Source organism: Bacillus sp. RIT 809 (genome assembly GCF_016892495.1).
Classification (GTDB): domain Bacteria; phylum Bacillota; class Bacilli; order Bacillales; family Bacillaceae_G; genus Bacillus_A; species Bacillus_A cereus_U.
In genome coordinates, this window is record NZ_JAFEMR010000019.1 from 41657 (window position 1) to 59469 (window position 17813).

Consider the following 17813-nt stretch of genomic DNA (forward strand, 5'->3'; position numbering starts at 1 on the left):
TTCCGGAAGTTGGCACGATTAGTAAGAATCCTCTTCCTAATCTACGTTGCAAGATATTCTTGCTCATGATTGAAGGAAAAGAATAGGTGCACCTACTCTTTTCCTTTACATAACCGTCAGCAATCTCAAAAGCTGAGATGCCTTTTATATGATCTAGCTCCAGCGGCTTGAATGCTCGGTGGCTTCACTTCTTCCTACGGGGCAAAACCGCCTCTTCGTCAGAAGCTCCATCCCCCTCACATTCAGGACGAGCCGCTTCCGCTTTTATTTATTATTCAGAAGCTACGAATACTTTTTTAAATCCGTTAATTGCTGCTGCAAATTTGTCGTCATCCGCAAGTTTCTTAGTTGTGCGAATTTCGCTTAATAAGTCAGCTGCATTTGAATCTAACCAAGCATGGAATTCTTCTTCGAAACGAGTGATATCTACTACTGGGATATCATCTAGGAATCCACGTGTTAAAGCGTAAAGAATGATAACTTGTTTCTCTACACGTAACGGTTTGTGTAATCCTTGTTTTAATACCTCAACTGTACGAGCACCACGGTTTAATTTCGCTTGTGTTGCTTTATCAAGGTCAGAACCGAACTGAGCGAACGCTTCTAACTCTCGGTAAGATGCAAGGTCAAGACGAAGTGTACCTGATACTTTACTCATTGCTTTAATCTGAGCAGATCCACCTACACGAGATACAGAAGTACCCGCATCGATCGCTGGACGTACGCCAGAGAAGAATAGGTCAGATTGTAAGAAGATTTGTCCATCCGTAATAGAGATTACGTTGGTTGGGATGTAAGCTGATACGTCCCCTGCTTGTGTTTCGATGAAAGGTAGTGCAGTTAAAGAACCGCCGCCTCTTGCATCACTTAATTTTGCTGCACGCTCTAATAAACGAGAATGTAAGTAGAATACATCCCCTGGATATGCTTCACGACCTGGAGGACGACGTAATAGTAATGAAAGCTCACGGTAAGCCGCTGCTTGTTTAGATAAGTCATCATATACTACTAATACGTGTTTACCATTGTACATAAACTCTTCACCCATTGTTACACCAGCATAAGCAGCTAGGTATAATAATGGAGCTGGTTGAGAAGCTGATGCAGTTACAACGATTGTGTAATCTAATGCACCGTGCTTACGTAGTGTTTCTACTACGTTACGTACAGTTGATTCTTTTTGTCCGATAGCTACATAGATACAAACCATATCTTCATCTTTTTGGTTAATGATTGTATCAAGTGCAACTGCTGTTTTACCTGTTTGACGGTCACCGATGATTAACTCACGTTGACCACGGCCAATTGGTACAAGAGCATCGATCGCTTTAATACCTGTTTGAAGTGGCTCATGAACAGATTTACGATCCATTACACCTGGTGCTGGACTTTCGATTGGACGAGTGTTTGTTGTATTGATTGGGCCTAAACCATCAACTGGTTGACCTAATGGGTTTACAACACGACCGATTAGTTCTTTTCCTACTGGTACTTGCATGATGCGACCAGTACGACGAACTTCGTCACCTTCACGGATTTCTGTGTAAGGTCCTAAAATAATGATACCTACGTTGTTTTCCTCTAAGTTTTGTGCTAGTCCCATAACGCCGTTAGAGAACTCTACAAGTTCACCAGCCATAACGTTATCAAGACCATGAGCACGCGCAATACCGTCACCAACTTGGATAACTGTACCAACATCACTAACTTCGATTTCAGACTGATAGTTCTCGATTTGTTGCTTTATCAGTGCGCTAATTTCTTCAGCTCTGATGCTCATGTGCTTCACCCCTATCTATTCTTCATTAATTCACGCTGAATACGTGCTAATTTTCCTTGTAAGCTTCCGTCGTAAATGCGATTTCCAATACGTACTTTAATGCCGCCTAGTAAATCTTCATCTACAACATTTTTCACGCGAATTGCATCTTTTCCTGTTTTTTTTGCAAATGCTTCTGCAACGTTAAGTTTTTCTTCTTCTGATAGAAGACGAATAGAATATACAGTTGCATCCGCTACGTTACGTTCTTCATTAGCAAGAACAACATATTCATCTGCAATTTCAGGTAGAATATCAATACGCTTGTTATCAATTAAAATATATAACGTATTTAAAATAGATTCAGAAACAGATGCGAATACGTTTGCAAGAAACGTTTTCTTCTGCTCTTTTGAAATGTTCGGTTGCGTTAAAAAGCTATGTAGTTCTCCGTTCTTTACATAAACGTTTTGTACAAGGCGTAATTCCTCTTCAAACATTTCTAATACGTGTTTTTCTTTTGCAATTTTGAAAAGAGCGACAGCATAACGTTTTGCTACAATCCCATTGCTCATCGCGCTTCTCCTACTTCTTTAATATAATCGCGAATTAACTTCACTTGATCTTCTTCTTTTAACTCTTTTTCAATTACTTTAGAAGCAATTTGAACAGATAAAGAAGCGACTTGTTCTTGTAAAGCAGCAATCGCTTGCTCTTTTTCGCGTTGAATTTCTTGTACAGCAGATGTTTTAATTGATTCTGCTTCTTCTTTCGCAGCAGCAACAATAACATCTTTTTGATCTACAGCTTGTTTTTTCGCTCTTTCGATTAACTCTTGTGCTTCAACACGCGATTGTTTTAACATTTCACGTTGTTCTTCTACTAACTTCTTCGCTTCAATGTTACTTCTTTCTGCAGCGTCGATTTCATTAGTAACATGCTCTTCACGTTCTTTCATAATTCCCATTAAAGGACCCCACGCAAATTTGCGTAGCATTACTAATAGAAGTAAGAAAATGAACAATGTATAAGCAATCGTTCCAAATGGAATGGAAGCACCTAATAATAAAGTTGGCACAAGGATTCACTCCCTTCAAAATATCTAAATTGATCCTATGAAAAAAAAAGACATACATTTCGTTCATAAAGCAATGGCGAAGAAAGTTCGGAAAAACACTCTTCGCCATCTATGTAAGGGGAGTCTCCCTTATTTGTTCATTACGATGAAAGCAATAACTACACCGATAATTGGAAGTGCCTCAACTAATGCAACCCCGATGAACATAATTGTTTGAAGTGCGCCTTTTAATTCTGGTTGACGAGCAACACCTTCGATTGTACGTGATACGATAAGACCGTTACCAATACCTGCACCTAATGCTGATAAACCAATTGCAATTGCAGCTGCGATTACACCTAAACTCATTTAATTTGTCCTCCTTTGTATTATAAAAAAATAAATTTTTTCTTACTTAAATTATATTAATGGTCATGGCTTACTTTATGAGCCATATAAACCATCGTTAACATTACGAAAATAAATGACTGGATTGATCCAACGAATACACTGAATCCCATCCATGCTAACATCGGTACAAGTGCACCTAATGCTCCAAGGAATGATGCTCCGCCTAACTTAGCAAGTAATCCTAATAAGATTTCACCTGCATAAATGTTACCAAACAAACGAAGACCTAACGTTAATGTGTTAGCAAACTCCTCAATAACCTTTAATGGGAATAAGAATTTCATAGGTTGGAAATAACCTTTAGCATATTCTTTCGTACCCTTCATCTTAATTCCATAATAATGGGTGAGGGTAACTACCATCACGGCTAATGTTAATGCAACTGCTGGATCAGACGTTGGTGATCTCCACCATGCAATATGTTCGCCAGCCTCAACTGTTGAATACATGAATGGTAAACCAAGGAAGTTCGATACGATGATAAACATGATAAGCGTAACGCCAAGCGTTAAGAAACGTCCACCTGTTTTCCAGTCCATCGTACTATTGATAATCCCTTTCACGAAGTCAAACACCCATTCCATGAAATTTTGCATTCCGGTTGGGCGAAGCGCTAAGCTGCGAGTTCCGATAACAGCGATTAAGAAAACAATAACTGCTGCTACAGTAACCATCATAACTGATGACAAATCGAACGTTAAACCTAGAAATTTAACTAATTTACCGTGTTCCACTAGTAATTCACCTCTCTTCCCTGCTCGTATACTCTAAATAAAGAAAATCTATGATCATGACAAGGTATCCTGTCAGCAATCCTACACCTAAGCCCCACATCGCAATTAACTCTTGATATTTGGCTGCAAATAAAATTAATAACCCAATCGTGGCGAATCTTGAATATGTACTTACCGCTGTCGCCTTAAACTTCACGTTTTCTCCATTTGTTACGCGATCTAATAGCTTGTCTGTTCTACGTGCAATGATGCGCAAACTAAGAAAACTGAAAATCGTTCCGATAATCAGCCCAAGAAATACATCCTTGTAAGAGGTAATTCCCCATCCTAGCACTAGAAGCGCAAGCAAGTAGTACATATATTTCTTTTGTCTTTGGACAAGTCCATGTACGTCTATCATCATTGCTCTCCCGAATAGTAATGTTGAATGAGTCGAATCATTGCGTATACCCCTGTTCCTAACCCGAGTAATAACCCTATAATAAGAAACAACGGAAACGTTCCAACCTTATTATCAATCCATTGCCCACCAAAGATTCCAATAAGAATAGAACCAACTAACTGAGCAAGTATTCCTGACATTAAAGCATACGCTTTTATATGGCTGCGATCGTTTTTTTGCAAGGATTCATCCCTCCAATATGTAACCCTCATTCACGATGTGTTAATAATAACTCATTTTTCTGCATAAATTCTATACAAAATAAAAAGTTTACATTTTCGTCACGGAATAGATGCATTTTTGTCACTGAAAGCCCTACCATCTATCCCCGTTGTTAGCATACAATAGGGTATTAACAGTGTCAACGAGAAATCGTAAAAAATCAAAAAATTTGAGTATTAGGCATTTCCTCCCAAAAATGAAAACGTTCCCCTTCTAAATACTGGTTAGAGATATGCAATTTCTAACAGCTCTCTCTTTATAATAGAAGAAAATGTTCACAAGTTTGTCACTATTATATTTTTAAGATATAGCGCTTTCCTTCCATAATATAGTGTTCTCTAGACGTAAGACTTCTATATTATATGTGATGTGTATATAACTTATGTTGTATATACCCTGTATATTTATCTCCCCCTCCCCCGTGCGCTAAGGGCGAAAAAAAACGAGAGGGGAATCCCCCTCTCGTCTGTTGTCTTACTTCGTTCCGAATAAACGGTCACCAGCATCACCAAGACCTGGAACTACATAACCATGGTCATTTAATTTCTCATCTAATGCTGCTATATAAATATCAACATCAGGATGCTCTTCCTGTACTACTTTTACTCCTTCTGGAGCAGCTACGATACACATTAATTTAATGTTCTTTGCACCGCGCTTTTTCAGAGAATTAATTGCTTCAGCCGCAGAACCACCTGTTGCTAGCATTGGATCTAGTACGATAAAGTCACGCTCTTCTACATCCGTTGGAAGTTTCACATAGTATTCTACCGGTTGCAATGTTTCAGGATCACGGTATAAACCAACGTGTCCTACTTTTGCTGCTGGAATTAATTTCAGAATTCCATCAACCATTCCTAAACCTGCACGTAAAATCGGAATTAAACCAAGTTTTTTACCAGCGATCACTTTTGTTGTCGCTTTGCTTACAGGTGTTTCAATTTCAATGTCTTGAAGTGGAAGGTCGCGAGTAATTTCGAAAGCCATTAAGCTTGCTACTTCGTCCACTAATTCACGAAAATCTTTTGTACCTGTATTCTTATCGCGAATATATGTAATCTTATGTTGAATTAACGGGTGATCAAATACATACAGTTTTCCCATGTGAATCTCTCCTTTAGATGATATTCATGCGTTTACACGCTTTTTTGCACTATTTACGATTGTAAAGAAAACGCTACTAATATTCAAGGGCAAATTTGGTAAAATCGTGAATTAGAATGAATCTATCTAGTATCTTTACCAATTATGGGAGCTGTATCCTTCATTATATCGCCAAAATTTATTCATCATTTGTATACATACTTTAAAAATAATATATGTCCACAAAAAAGACTGCCAAAACAATTACGTTTCAGCAGTCTTTTTCAATCTATTATAGATCTGTATACATTGGGAATTTGCTCGTTAACGCTTCTACACGCTTACTTGCTTCTTCTAATGCAACTTCATTCTCATGATTTTTTAATGTATAAGCAATAAGTGCCGCAATTTCATCCATTTCTTCTAAACCGAAACCACGAGATGTTACAGCTGCTGTACCGATACGTACGCCGCTTGTTACAAATGGGCTTGCTGTTTCAAATGGAATTGTATTTTTGTTCACTGTAATACCAACTTCATCTAATACGTGCTCTGCTACTTTACCTGTAATTTCTAAGTTACGAACATCAATCAAGATTAAATGATTGTCTGTTCCGCCAGAAACAAGTGTAAGTCCTTCTTTTTGAAGACCTTCAGCTAAGCGGTTCGCATTATTAATGATATTTTGTGCATATGTTTTAAACTCATCTTGTAGTGTCTCACCAAATGCAACAGCTTTTGCAGCAATTACGTGCATAAGTGGACCACCTTGAATACCAGGGAAGATTGATTTATCAATTTGTTTTGCAAATTGCTCTTCACATAAAATCATACCACCACGTGGACCACGTAATGTTTTATGTGTTGTCGTTGTAACGAAATGTGCATGTGGTACTGGGTTTGGATGTAAACCAGCAGCTACTAAACCAGCGATATGTGCCATATCAACCATAAAGTATGCACCCACTTCATCTGCAATCTCACGGAATCGTTTGAAATCGATAACACGAGGATATGCACTTGCACCTGCAACGATTAATTTTGGTTTATGTTCTTTCGCTTTTGCTAATACATCATCGTAATTAATGCGATGAGATTCAGCATCCACGCCATATTCTACGAAATTATATTGTACTCCACTGAAGTTAACAGGGCTTCCGTGTGTTAAGTGACCACCATGAGATAAATTCATACCAAGTACTGTATCGCCTTGCTCTAAAATCGTGAAGTATACTGCCATGTTCGCTTGTGCACCAGAATGTGGTTGAACATTTACATGCTCTGCGCCAAAAATTTCTTTCGCGCGATCACGTGCGATATCTTCTACTACGTCTACGTGTTCACAACCACCATAGTAACGTTTTCCAGGATATCCTTCAGCATACTTATTCGTTAAAACAGAACCTTGCGCCTCCATTACTGCTTCACTTACGAAATTTTCCGAAGCAATTAACTCAATCTTTGAACGCTGTCTTCCTAGTTCTGCCTCAATTGCAGCAAATACCTTTTCATCTTGACGTTTTAAATGATTCACCAAAATCCCCCTTTTCTGAACGAATTACATCAATTCCCAATAGTTTTTTCTCATTTATTCAGAAAAAACGAAAATTCAGGTTGTAATTCTTTCGAACCTTCATGTTTTCAACTACATTCTAACATGACTTTCTATATCATAAAAGAAAAAAAAAGACCAAAATTGGTCTTTTCTTTCTTCTATTATAAAGTCAGACTACATACCTTTTACCTTTCGATATAAAGCTGTTATAAGACTTTATAATTTTTCATGTTTAACGACAAGGAATAGCTTCTTCATTTGCCGCATAAACAGCACGTGCTCCACCTATTAGTTTCCCACGTGTTTTCGCCATCGTTACATGCGCACTTCCTATTTCCTTCACACTTGTACGAACCGGTACAGCTACATGCTTTAAATGCATACCGATAAATGTATCACCGATATCCATTCCTGCATCTGCTGTAATAAACTCAATTACTACCGGATCTTTAAAATTGTGATACGCATACGTCGCTAATGCACCACCTGCTGATCTAACAGGCGTAACTGTTACAATTTCAAATTGATATTTCATCGCTACATCTCTCTCAACTACTAAAGCACGATTTAAATGCTCACAACATTGAAACGCCAATTCAATACCTGTTCGTTCTTGAAATTGTTTAAATTCAGAAAAAATCGCCTCTGCCACTTCCATCGTTCCTGATGTTCCAATTCTTTCACCTAGCACTTCGCTCGTGCTACACCCCACTACAAAAATTTGGCCTCTTTGCAGTGAAGCTTGTTCTTGGAAATCAGAAAGCGACATTTGCAGCTGTTCTCTTACCTTTACGATTTCTGTCATTACGCCTCTTCCTTTCACAAGTTGGTTCACCAAATTATATTTCATACTACTTATAGTTAGAATCTATTACTTTGTTTCGTACGTTTTAATTTTTCCTACGCGGTTTTCGTGACGGCCACCTTCATAGTCAGTTGTTAGCCAAATTTTTGCGATATCACGCGCTAGACCAGCTCCAATTACACGCTCGCCCATTGCTAACATGTTAGTGTCATTATGCTCTCTCGTCGCTTTCGCACTGAAAGTATCATGAACTAATGCACAACGAATACCATTTACTTTGTTTGCTGCGATTGACATACCAATGCCCGTCCCGCAAACTAAAATGCCACGATCCACTTCACCATTTGCGACCATTTCTGCTGCCGGAAACGCAAAATCAGGGTAATCAACAGAACCAGCTTCACATTCACAACCTAAATCAATATATTCAATATTTAACTCTTCTAATAAACTTACAAGTTCTTTACGGATATTCATACCGCCGTGATCAGATGCTACCACTACTTTCATTTTTACCCCTCCAAAGTTTCAATCAATTATCTTCATTTCACACTCGCTACCTTAATGGAACGAAGTGATCTCCAATATCGTATTATACACGAAACATCAACCTTCTGAATGTTTTTTCAGTAAAGTTTGTACAAGTTTTTCCATCTCTTCTAACGTTTCTTTATAAATAGAAAGCGATCCACCAAATGGATCTGAAATATCCTTACTTACACCCTCAGTTAATCCATATAATGTATCCAATTTCTTTTCAACACTCGGATAATGCCCAAGTACAATTTGCTTATGGTTTTCCGTCATTGTTACTACAATATCCGCCCAATCAACTAAAGTATCGTTTACCTGCTGTGCAGCATGGTCGATTACAATTCCTTTTTCAGCTAAAGCTTCCTTTACATGTACCGACGCATCGCTTCCAGGATAGGCAAAAACACCAGCAGATTGCACTTCAAATTTACCTTCTCCATAATGACGAAGCAAAGCCTCAGCCATCGGACTACGGCATGTATTTCCAGTGCAAACAAATAACACCCGTTTCATCCAAACCCACCCCTTTTTTTCTGTTTCCTACCATTTATCCCCGATTGATGAAGGCTAATAATCAGGAGGGGATGAACACCCTCCACTGATTAAAGTTTCACTTTATCATAGCGTACATTAGAATAGAACAAAAGAAATGTGAATATACGAAAGGCGCATTTCTCTTATATTTTTTCTAAGAAAAATGCGCCTTATCCACATATATGTGAAACCCTATTTCCAAGCGCCCAAAGTATTTACCATACATAATGAACACACTACGAAACAAAATAAGGAATCCATTTCATACGAAACAGATTCCTTTCATACAATAATTATTTCATTGTAACTTTCATTACTTCTGTTGAACCTTTTGTAGCTGTTACACCTATAGTTGTCTTAATAGACTCAGCTGCATCTGTGTTTGTAATAACGATTGGAGTAATTGTGCTTTTCGCTTTTTCACGAATTAATTCTAAGTCGAATGAGATTAATTTATCTCCAGCTTTTACAGATTGTCCTTCAGAAACGTGAGCTTCGAAACCTTCACCTTCCATTTTTACAGTTTCTAATCCAACGTGGATTAAAATTTCTGTACCGTTTTTCGCTTTAATTCCAATAGCATGTTTCGTGTGGAATAATTGTACGATTTCACCATCAACTGGAGATACAACTACACCTTCAGTAGGATCGATTGCAACACCGTCACCCATCATACGACCAGCGAATACTGGATCTGGTACTTCTTCAATATTTTTCACTGCTCCAGTTAATGGAGCTACGATTGTTTCTTCATTTGTTTTTGAACCAAAACCGAATAATTTTTTAAACATAGGATAGTCCTCCTTATAATTTACCTAAAAGTTTATAGGGCAATCTCTATTCAAGATCGAAATACACGTAAGACTTCATACTTCGAATGTTATACTGAAAAAACGCTTTCGAAATAAATCATGTCATTACTACTAGACTCTTATTGTAGCGCCTCACAAAATTCCAGTCAATTCTGATTGTCTGAATAACAATAAGAAGTTAACTTCTACTTATATTTTCTCTTTTTTTCACTTACTTGTCTAGAGGTCTTTACTACATTTTATTTTTTGTTGTTAATTTGTAAAATTTCTTTCGAATTTTCGTTGAAATTAACTTGACTAAAGTAAGTAACTATTTTATTATTACTTACATAAGATAAGTTAATAACTTTTAGGAGGTTTTTGAAATGATGGATATCGGTCTTCTTATTATTCGTCTTATTATAGGAATTACATTCATGGGTCACGGTGCTCAAAAATTATTCGGTTGGTTTGGTGGCTACGGGCTGAAAGGAACAGGTGGCTGGATGGAATCAATCGGTTTACGCCCTGGTGTATTTATGGCATTTATGGCTGGCGCAACTGAACTATTAGGTGGTTTCTTATTCGCAGCAGGTATTTTCACTGTAGTTGGTTCATTATTTATCGTAGGAACAATGTTAGTAGCAATCTTCACAGTTCACGGAAAAAATGGTTACTGGGTAACACAAAACGGATTTGAGTATAATTTAATGTTAATCGCCGTTGCAGTTGGTGTAGCTTTAATCGGCCCTGGTGCTTACGTTTTACTTTAATATTTATCTCTATTTCGAGATATTTACCAAAAAAGGGATTACTTCAAATTGAGGTAATCTCTTTTTTACATCATCAAAAAAATATTATTTTCAGCAGGAGATTCCCATTGATATCTTGTAAACAAACAATAAGTATTCATATTTAGAAAGGGGATTACAACATGTTATCCATTAATCCAAACGAACAAACCGAAAAAGATAATTACAAATTACTAACAGGAAGTATCATTCCACGTCCTGTTGCATTCGTTACTTCTGTAACTAAAGATGGTGTATTGAACGGTGCGCCATATAGTTATTTCAATATCGTCGCTGCCAATCCACCACTTATCTCGGTTTCCGTACAACGCAAAGAAGGAAAACCGAAAGACACTTCCCGAAACGCAATCGAAAAAGGGGAATTTGTCGTACATATTTCTGATGAATCTTACGTAGAAGCGATCAATGAAACAGCAGCCAACCTACCTCCTAATGAAAGTGAAATCGAATTAGCAAAACTAACACCAATCGACAGTGATGTCATTTCAGTACCAGGGGTGAAAGAAGCAAACATTCGAATGGAATGCGTATTAGAACGCGCTATCCCGCTCGGCGGAACCGAAGACTCACCAGCTTGTGATCTACTAATTGGCCGCGTCGTTCGCTTCCACGTCGCAGAACACTTATACGAAAACGGTCGAATTCACGCCGAAGAACTAAAACCAATAAGCCGCCTAGCAGGACACAACTACGCAAAACTAGGAGAACAATTTGAATTAGTGAGGCCAATTTAAAGGTGGAAGCGGCTCGTTTAGAATCGCAGGACACTTCAAGCTCTCGACCTTGAAGCGCTTTTTGCTTCGAGTGAGAGAGCGAAATGGCCGGAGATTCTAGCCGCTGGAGCTGGATACTATTTAAAAGTGGAGGCGGCTCGTTCAGAATGAGAGGGGGATGGATCTTCTGACGTAGAGGCGCTTTTTGCCTCGCAGGAAGACGCGAAGCCACCGACCATTCTAGCCGCTGGAGCTGGATACATTTAAAAGCGGAACCGACTGCCCAGGCCCGGTGGCTAAGGTTCTTCCTCACAGAAGATGCTTTTTATCTTCTCGTGGGGAAGGTTCTTAGCTGGCCACTGGAACTGGATATATCCCCTAAAAGCGCAAGGGGCCCGTTCACTTCCATCACCTAAACATAACCCCCGCTGAAAGCGGGGGATTTTTTATCGTAATTCTTCGTTCTTCTCCTCTAATGACGGGAATTTCTCTTTTTTAGATCTACTAAGCTTTATTACAAAGAAATATAAGGAAAGTAACGTAATAAGAAAAACAATTAAAAACGGATACGGTGAATAAAACGCACGCGCTGCCTCAGTTTTTCCCGCAACAAATTTTAATGACTCGATATCTAAAAACTCAGCAAACATTTGTACACCGAGCATACTAAACCAAAAAACAAAAAAACTAATAATAATACCAAAAACTTGTTTTACTCTCGTCATTCATCTTATCCTTTCTATATAATGATTTTTTTATTTAAATGAATATAGCGCAAACGCAACTATGTACAAAAAGGAAATATCTCATCATTCACGAATCAATTTAATCCAGCCGAGAACCGCAATTTGTAAAATAACGCCCCAAACGATAAGTCGGCGTCACCACCTTGGGAAAAATGTTACATACCATTTTCAGCAATTTATCCTTACATAAAATTATATAGGAAAAAGGAGATACAATCCAAATCCAACAAGAATAATACCACCTACTATTTCACCGTATGTACCAAGCATATTTTTGGCATGGCTACCAAGCAATAAACCCATCCAAGCTAGTAACATACTTATTAGTCCGAACAGTAATATCGTAATAATTGTCTCTGCTCCGTAAATTCCAAGACTAAGACCTACTGAAAAACTATCTATACTGACACCAAATGCAAATACAAATAAACTAATTCCAATTGGAGCAGTTCTAGTCTCTTCCCCTTCTAAAATAGACGAATATACGATATAAAACCCTAGCCCAATTAATAAAATAGCTCCTGCAAAATTCGCGACATCCCCATACCTCTCTGATAGAAAACGTCCTAGTACCATTCCGATAAATGGCATAATAATATGAAATATCCCAATCGTCATACCGATATAAAGGATTTGTCTTAACTTTAATGTCACCATCCCCATACCGAGGCTCACTGAAAATGCATCCATCCCCAGGGCGAATGCCATAATTATTAAAGGTATTAATTGTTCAAGTGTCATTCATATCCCCCCTCGGACGTGCTACTTCACAATATGCTTATCCAAGGAGAAATATTCTGTTTGCTAAAGGTACATTATCATTCAATAATAATCTGATGTCCCGCAGCTTTTGTTAAACGATTCATAATTGCATTTCCTATTCCTTCATTTGGGAATGATTCACTAAAAATAACATCTACTTCACTTGCATCAAACGTTCTAAGCACATCATATAACTTAGTCGCAACGCTGGCTAAATCGCTTCGCACACCGCAAGACAATACAACATCTGCACTATATACATGTTGATACTCTTCTGTCGTTAATACACCTACTTTAAACCCTTCTTTCTTCTTCTCATCCACAATACGTTGAATAAACTCACGGGACCCTTCAACAATACTAAGTGGCGCTTTCGGTGCATAATGTGTATATTTCATTCCAGGTGATTTCGGTTTTTCTTTCTCATCCTTTAAAGCTGGATCTAAAGAAACACTTCCTATCACTGCTTCTAATTGCTCCTTCGTAATCCCACCTGGACGTAAAATCGTCGGAACCTCGCTCGTACAATCAATTACAGTTGATTCAACTCCTACTCCTGTTGCCCCGCCATCAACAATACCAGCAATTTTTCCATTTAAATCTTCATATACATGAGAAGCTAACGTTGGACTTGGGCGTCCTGAACGATTCGCACTCGGTGCCGCAACAGGCACGTTTGCCTCTTCAATAAGAGCGAGCGCTACTGGATGATCTGGCATCCTCACTCCGACTGTATTAAGTCCGGCCGTAACCCTCTCTGAAATCCCTTTTTTTCTCGGTAAAATGATTGTTAATGGTCCTGGCCAAAAATGCTCCATTAACTTTTCTGCAACCGGCGGAATTTCTCTTACGATACCATCTAACTGAGATTTTGTTCCTACGTGGACAATCAGTGGATTATCGCTCGGTCTCCCTTTCGCTTCAAAAATTTTCGCTATCGCTTCATCATCCATTGCGTTTGCTCCTAACCCATATACCGTTTCCGTTGGGAAGGCCACCGCTTCATTTTCTCTTAATAATCTCGCTGCTTCTTTTAATTGTGGATAATATTTTTTTCTTTCCACAACATTATCCACAACCCACATATTTGTATGCATTTTTTCCCACGTCCTTTTCTACCATGAAATACTTGTCTATTTTTAGTTTACTATGAGATTTATCCAAAAGACAAACAAGGTTTATCCACAAAATGTGGATAAACCTTGTTAATCCGTGGATAACTTTGTGAATAGCTGACAATTTAGTATTATTGCATTTAGCTCTTTTATATTTTTACAAAAGTGTTCTAACTGTCGAATTTCCTCTGGCACTTCCTCTTTCTCTATAATGACAAAGTTAAAAAACTGAAAGATTGTCACAGATTGTGGATGATTTGTGAGTAAGTACAATTGTCGAATATCTTTTTCTTTCATATACTGCAAAAACATCTCAAAAAAATATAAGAAAGTCTGTTTATCCACATTAGGTGTGAATAAACAAGAACGGATAAGTGCATTTTCCCCACCTTGTTCATATCCAACTACCGCTCGTATTTCTCCCGCCTCTTCCAAGATCATAAATTGTGCGTACAACTCATTTATTTTATCATCTTTCTTATTAGCTTGTCCGAAAAAAGAATGCAATCTTTCTACATCTGCTTTCGTAGCAAAATACACGTTCTTCATACTAAATCCCTCCTCATTGATATATATGAGGAAGGATTTAGTAATAGTACTATTTAGAGAATAAAGATGTAAAAACTTCGACGATAAATAATTTAACCTCTGGTTTTTCTTCTTCCTCTTCTACTGTTACATACTCATTTTCCTTTTCTTGTTTTTGCTCCACAGGTTTTTCCACTTTTTCCACAGTTGTTGTTTCTACTTTTTTTACAGGCTGTTCTTCTACTTGCGTTTCATGTTTTACTACTTTCTTTTCCTGGGCTCTTACTTTTTCAGCTTTTTCCGGCTTTACTACTTTCGTTTCTTTCACCTTATCCACTTTCTTCTCCGGTACATCCACTACTTCCTCATCTGGTTGTCTCACCTGCTCCTCTTCAGGAGATTCAGCTTTCACAACATGTTCTTCTTTCCTTACAGCTGTACCACTTGAAAAATCTAAGAAACACATCGGTGGAAATAATACACACCACCAGTTTGCACCTTCACCTTTTCCAATTGTAATAAGTACCGCTTCATATTCTCCTGCCGGATAAATAAAATTCCCATATACCTTTGTAGGAAACTTCACATTCTTACCGAATTTCACTTGAAACGCCTCTTTACTTCCTTCTCTTTTCAGCGTATTCTCCACTGTCTTTTCAATTTCAGGAATATGATTTTGAATTACTTTTCGAGCTTCTTCAAATGACGTTAAATCCGCTACCCATCCATCAATTTGCGCTTTCACTTCATCACGTACTTTACGTTTTAATGCCTGATCTTTATCGGAATCACTATTAGCTAAAATACGTAATCGAACGGCCTCTTTCGGAATAACAGTAGGCCCTTTTGCATCAGCTTTCATATATCCAAACTGCACAAGTAACTGTGCACCAATTAATAGTAAAAGAAAATAAGCAATAACTTGTTTTTTCATTTCCTCCACCGTCCCCTCTAGAAACAGTGTGGACAAAGTTACTTCTTTCTAAACTATTAAATTCAAAATCTATATTAAAAACCGATAGAAAAGGATTTTTTTAATTGGCGAGAGGGACTGGCTATGTATAGGAGCGGTCAGGGCCTTTTCCTGCCACGCACAAAGTTTTAAAACAAAGACAGGTAACAAAGTGTATGTCCATTTTTATCTTTATGACAGCAATCTATAGGTAATAAGGTGCGTATTTTCACTGGAATAATACTCCTTACCAAAATTCTAAATGAAATGTATGGCTGAGTAGTTACGAATTTTTCATACAAAAAATAGAGTAAGGCTTATACCTTACTCCATCTCTGCAAATACCATGCGATCTTTTCCATTAATGTCAAATACAACTTCAACTTGAGCGCGCGGGAAAGTTTCCTGTAATAATGCTTTCACATCTTCACCTTGCCCTACACCAATTTCAAACGCCACAATCGCCTTTTTCTGTAATACATTCGGCAATTCCTCCATAAAACGACGATAGAAATCTAGTCCATCTTCCCCACCAACAAGCGCACGCTTCGGCTCATGCTCCTTTACAACAGTAGAAAGACCACGCCAATCTTCCTCTGGTATGTACGGAGGATTGGAAACAACAACATCTAACTTCTGACCTGTTTCATAAAACGGAGACAGTAAATCGCCGTGATAGAAAGTTACATCCGCCCCTAAAGTTTTTGCATTTTCTTTTGCAACTTCAATCGACTCCTGCGCGATATCTACTGTATACACATGAAGATTTTTATTTTCTAAAGCGAGCGTAATAGAAATCGCTCCACTACCTGTTCCAATATCCGCTATGTGAAGCTCCTCATTACCGAAATGGCGCTCAATTCTCTCTAGCACCCCAACTATAAGTTCCTCTGTTTCCGGTCTTGGTATCAATACCTCTTCATTTACAAAGAATGATCGGCCATAAAACATTTCATAACCGAGCATATATTGGATCGGAGTACCTTCTACGTGCTTGTGGATAAATTGTGCAAAACTTTTCTCTTGTTCCGCAGTTATTTCTTCACGCATATTCATGAGCATTCCGGTTCTGTTCGTCTTTAATACATGACAAAGGACAATTTCTCCCGCATTTTCATCTCGTCCATTTTCCTGTAAAAAAGAAGAAGCCCATTTCAGGGCTTCATAGACACGCATTACTCAGCTGCCTCCATCTTTTGAGCCTGATCTTCCATCACTAAGGCATTGATGAAATCATCTAACTTACCTTGTAGGATTTGATCTAGCTTTTGAATCGTTAAACCGATTCGATGGTCTGTAACACGGTTTTGCGGGAAGTTATACGTACGAATACGCTCTGAACGATCTCCCGTACCAACAGCTTGTTTACGGTTTTGATCATACTCAGCTTGCGCTTCTTGTCTAAACTTATCATAAACACGTGCGCGTAATACTTTCATCGCTTTTTCTTTATTCTTAATTTGTGATTTCTCATCCTGACAAGATACAACTACACCAGTCGGTAAATGTGTTAAACGTACCGCTGACATCGTTGTATTAACGCTTTGTCCACCAGGGCCACTAGAAGCAAACGTATCAACACGAACATCTTTTTCATGAATATTAATTTCTACTTCTTCTGCCTCTGGTAATACAGCTACAGTTGCTGTAGATGTATGAATACGTCCACCAGATTCCGTTTCAGGAACACGTTGTACACGGTGAGCACCATTCTCGAATTTCAGCTTAGCGAAAGCACCTTTACCGTTAATCATAAAGATAATCTCTTTATATCCACCTAACTCTGTATAGCTCGCTTCGATAATTTCAGTTTTCCAACCTTGCACCTCAGCATAACGGCTATACATACGATATAAATCACCAGCAAATAAAGCTGCCTCGTCACCACCAGCAGCACCACGAACCTCAACGATAACGTTTTTATCATCATTAGGGTCTTTTGGAACAAGTAAAACTTTCAGACGCTCTGATAATACTTTTTCTTGACCTTCTAACTCAGAAACCTCTTCTTTTACCATGTCACGCATATCAGCGTCTAACTTATCTTCTAACATTGCTTTTGCATCTCGTAATTGCTCACGAACATCTTTATACTCACGGTACACCTCTACCGTATCCTGAATATCAGATTGCTCTTTTGAATACTCACGAAGCTTATTTGTATCGCTAATAACCTCTGGGTCACTTAACAACTCATTCAACTTCTCATAACGATCTTCTACAGCTTGCAAACGATCTAACACACCATTCACCTCTAC

General features: G+C 38.2%; 23 protein-coding genes. 2 read left to right on the forward strand and 21 right to left on the reverse strand.

Annotation, left to right across the window (positions count from 1 at the left end; translation table 11 throughout):
* Positions 1-271 precede the first annotated feature (271 nt).
* From atpA to JTF23_RS19750, 14 genes are all read right to left on the reverse strand, one after another.
* Positions 272-1780: a F0F1 ATP synthase subunit alpha gene (gene atpA / locus JTF23_RS19685; protein WP_002113043.1), complete on the reverse strand. Its 1509-nt coding sequence runs from the start codon at positions 1778-1780 to the stop codon at positions 272-274.
* 11 nt (positions 1781-1791) lie between these two features.
* Positions 1792-2334 carry a F0F1 ATP synthase subunit delta gene (gene atpH / locus JTF23_RS19690; protein ID WP_002198770.1) on the reverse strand — a complete coding sequence of 181 codons (543 nt, stop codon included), beginning with the start codon at positions 2332-2334 and terminating at the stop codon, positions 1792-1794.
* Entirely contained in the window at positions 2331-2837 is a 507-nt protein-coding gene (gene atpF, locus JTF23_RS19695) for a F0F1 ATP synthase subunit B (protein WP_002144739.1), read from the reverse strand. The genes atpH and atpF overlap by 4 nt, the downstream gene beginning before the upstream one ends.
* 129 nt (positions 2838-2966) lie before the next feature.
* A complete protein-coding gene (gene atpE, locus JTF23_RS19700; protein WP_000052064.1) occupies positions 2967-3185 on the reverse strand; it encodes a F0F1 ATP synthase subunit C in 219 nt (72 codons plus the stop codon).
* Between the two features lie 56 nt (positions 3186-3241).
* Positions 3242-3961, reverse strand: coding sequence for a F0F1 ATP synthase subunit A (gene atpB / locus JTF23_RS19705; RefSeq protein ID WP_193655859.1), 720 nt, complete (start codon positions 3959-3961; stop codon positions 3242-3244).
* A gap of 7 nt (positions 3962-3968) precedes the next feature.
* Positions 3969-4361, reverse strand: coding sequence for an ATP synthase subunit I (locus tag JTF23_RS19710; protein ID WP_002016288.1), 393 nt, complete (start codon positions 4359-4361; stop codon positions 3969-3971).
* Entirely contained in the window at positions 4361-4585 is a 225-nt protein-coding gene (locus tag JTF23_RS19715; RefSeq protein ID WP_002089742.1) for an AtpZ/AtpI family protein, read from the reverse strand. Before JTF23_RS19715 ends, JTF23_RS19710 begins: the two co-directional genes overlap by 1 nt.
* 26 nt (positions 4586-4611) lie before the next feature.
* Complete coding sequence (locus tag JTF23_RS19720) at positions 4612-4725, reverse strand: DUF4024 domain-containing protein (RefSeq protein ID WP_000232963.1); 114 nt, start codon at positions 4723-4725, stop codon at positions 4612-4614.
* Positions 4726-5099: 374 nt separating this feature from the next.
* Complete coding sequence (gene upp / locus JTF23_RS19725) at positions 5100-5729, reverse strand: uracil phosphoribosyltransferase (protein WP_002198769.1); 630 nt, start codon at positions 5727-5729, stop codon at positions 5100-5102.
* Between the two features lie 271 nt (positions 5730-6000).
* On the reverse strand, positions 6001-7242 hold the full coding sequence (gene glyA, locus JTF23_RS19730) for a serine hydroxymethyltransferase (protein ID WP_204209446.1): 1242 nt from the start codon (positions 7240-7242) through the stop codon (positions 6001-6003).
* 253 nt (positions 7243-7495) lie between these two features.
* On the reverse strand, positions 7496-8068 hold the full coding sequence (locus JTF23_RS19735) for a TIGR01440 family protein (protein ID WP_204209447.1): 573 nt from the start codon (positions 8066-8068) through the stop codon (positions 7496-7498).
* 66 nt (positions 8069-8134) lie between these two features.
* Positions 8135-8578 carry a ribose 5-phosphate isomerase B gene (rpiB, locus tag JTF23_RS19740; RefSeq protein ID WP_000869917.1) on the reverse strand — a complete coding sequence of 148 codons (444 nt, stop codon included), beginning with the start codon at positions 8576-8578 and terminating at the stop codon, positions 8135-8137.
* A 96-nt stretch (positions 8579-8674) separates the two neighbouring features.
* Positions 8675-9115 (reverse strand): low molecular weight protein arginine phosphatase, encoded by a 441-nt coding sequence (locus JTF23_RS19745; protein WP_016106715.1) that lies wholly within the window; start codon positions 9113-9115, stop codon positions 8675-8677.
* Between the two features lie 314 nt (positions 9116-9429).
* Positions 9430-9927, reverse strand: coding sequence for a PTS sugar transporter subunit IIA (locus tag JTF23_RS19750; protein WP_002159778.1), 498 nt, complete (start codon positions 9925-9927; stop codon positions 9430-9432).
* Positions 9928-10313: 386 nt separating this feature from the next.
* On the opposite strand from JTF23_RS19750, the gene JTF23_RS19755 reads away from it, so the two are divergent.
* Positions 10314-10700, forward strand: a complete 387-nt coding sequence (locus JTF23_RS19755) for a DoxX family protein (RefSeq protein WP_002144734.1) — start codon at positions 10314-10316, stop codon at positions 10698-10700.
* Positions 10701-10861: 161 nt separating this feature from the next.
* A complete protein-coding gene (locus tag JTF23_RS19760; protein WP_016106716.1) occupies positions 10862-11473 on the forward strand; it encodes a flavin reductase family protein in 612 nt (203 codons plus the stop codon).
* Positions 11474-11898: 425 nt separating this feature from the next.
* Here the strand turns inward: JTF23_RS19760 and JTF23_RS19765 are convergent, their stop codons facing one another.
* From JTF23_RS19765 to prfA, 7 genes are all read right to left on the reverse strand, one after another.
* Positions 11899-12177 carry a DUF3935 domain-containing protein gene (locus tag JTF23_RS19765; RefSeq protein ID WP_204209448.1) on the reverse strand — a complete coding sequence of 93 codons (279 nt, stop codon included), beginning with the start codon at positions 12175-12177 and terminating at the stop codon, positions 11899-11901.
* A gap of 213 nt (positions 12178-12390) precedes the next feature.
* Positions 12391-12939 (reverse strand): manganese efflux pump MntP, encoded by a 549-nt coding sequence (locus JTF23_RS19770; protein ID WP_002159774.1) that lies wholly within the window; start codon positions 12937-12939, stop codon positions 12391-12393.
* Positions 12940-13016: 77 nt separating this feature from the next.
* Complete coding sequence (locus tag JTF23_RS19775) at positions 13017-14057, reverse strand: L-threonylcarbamoyladenylate synthase (protein ID WP_204209449.1); 1041 nt, start codon at positions 14055-14057, stop codon at positions 13017-13019.
* Between the two features lie 108 nt (positions 14058-14165).
* Positions 14166-14624, reverse strand: a complete 459-nt coding sequence (locus tag JTF23_RS19780; protein ID WP_002123774.1) for a GNAT family N-acetyltransferase — start codon at positions 14622-14624, stop codon at positions 14166-14168.
* A 49-nt stretch (positions 14625-14673) separates the two neighbouring features.
* On the reverse strand, positions 14674-15537 hold the full coding sequence (gene spoIIR / locus JTF23_RS19785) for a stage II sporulation protein R (protein ID WP_199709264.1): 864 nt from the start codon (positions 15535-15537) through the stop codon (positions 14674-14676).
* A 342-nt stretch (positions 15538-15879) separates the two neighbouring features.
* Positions 15880-16731: a peptide chain release factor N(5)-glutamine methyltransferase gene (gene prmC, locus JTF23_RS19790; protein WP_204209450.1), complete on the reverse strand. Its 852-nt coding sequence runs from the start codon at positions 16729-16731 to the stop codon at positions 15880-15882.
* Complete coding sequence (prfA, locus tag JTF23_RS19795; protein ID WP_002144724.1) at positions 16731-17798, reverse strand: peptide chain release factor 1; 1068 nt, start codon at positions 17796-17798, stop codon at positions 16731-16733. Before prfA ends, prmC begins: the two co-directional genes overlap by 1 nt.
* Positions 17799-17813 lie beyond the last annotated feature (15 nt).

Coding starts and splice junctions, on each gene's coding strand:
- atpA (WP_002113043.1), bottom strand. CDS start 1,780: ATGAGCATCAGAGCTGAAGAAATTAGCGCACTGATAAAGCAACAAATC.
- atpH (WP_002198770.1), bottom strand. CDS start 2,334: ATGAGCAATGGGATTGTAGCAAAACGTTATGCTGTCGCTCTTTTCAAA.
- atpE (WP_000052064.1), bottom strand. CDS start 3,185: ATGAGTTTAGGTGTAATCGCAGCTGCAATTGCAATTGGTTTATCAGCA.
- JTF23_RS19710 (WP_002016288.1), bottom strand. CDS start 4,361: ATGATAGACGTACATGGACTTGTCCAAAGACAAAAGAAATATATGTAC.
- JTF23_RS19720 (WP_000232963.1), bottom strand. CDS start 4,725: ATGGTAGGGCTTTCAGTGACAAAAATGCATCTATTCCGTGACGAAAAT.
- upp (WP_002198769.1), bottom strand. CDS start 5,729: ATGGGAAAACTGTATGTATTTGATCACCCGTTAATTCAACATAAGATT.
- JTF23_RS19735 (WP_204209447.1), bottom strand. CDS start 8,068: ATGACAGAAATCGTAAAGGTAAGAGAACAGCTGCAAATGTCGCTTTCT.
- rpiB (WP_000869917.1), bottom strand. CDS start 8,578: ATGAAAGTAGTGGTAGCATCTGATCACGGCGGTATGAATATCCGTAAA.
- JTF23_RS19745 (WP_016106715.1), bottom strand. CDS start 9,115: ATGAAACGGGTGTTATTTGTTTGCACTGGAAATACATGCCGTAGTCCG.
- JTF23_RS19750 (WP_002159778.1), bottom strand. CDS start 9,927: ATGTTTAAAAAATTATTCGGTTTTGGTTCAAAAACAAATGAAGAAACA.
- JTF23_RS19755 (WP_002144734.1), top strand. CDS start 10,314: ATGATGGATATCGGTCTTCTTATTATTCGTCTTATTATAGGAATTACA.
- JTF23_RS19760 (WP_016106716.1), top strand. CDS start 10,862: ATGTTATCCATTAATCCAAACGAACAAACCGAAAAAGATAATTACAAA.
- JTF23_RS19765 (WP_204209448.1), bottom strand. CDS start 12,177: ATGACGAGAGTAAAACAAGTTTTTGGTATTATTATTAGTTTTTTTGTT.
- JTF23_RS19770 (WP_002159774.1), bottom strand. CDS start 12,939: ATGACACTTGAACAATTAATACCTTTAATAATTATGGCATTCGCCCTG.
- JTF23_RS19775 (WP_204209449.1), bottom strand. CDS start 14,057: ATGCATACAAATATGTGGGTTGTGGATAATGTTGTGGAAAGAAAAAAA.
- JTF23_RS19780 (WP_002123774.1), bottom strand. CDS start 14,624: ATGAAGAACGTGTATTTTGCTACGAAAGCAGATGTAGAAAGATTGCAT.
- spoIIR (WP_199709264.1), bottom strand. CDS start 15,537: ATGAAAAAACAAGTTATTGCTTATTTTCTTTTACTATTAATTGGTGCA.
- prmC (WP_204209450.1), bottom strand. CDS start 16,731: ATGCGTGTCTATGAAGCCCTGAAATGGGCTTCTTCTTTTTTACAGGAA.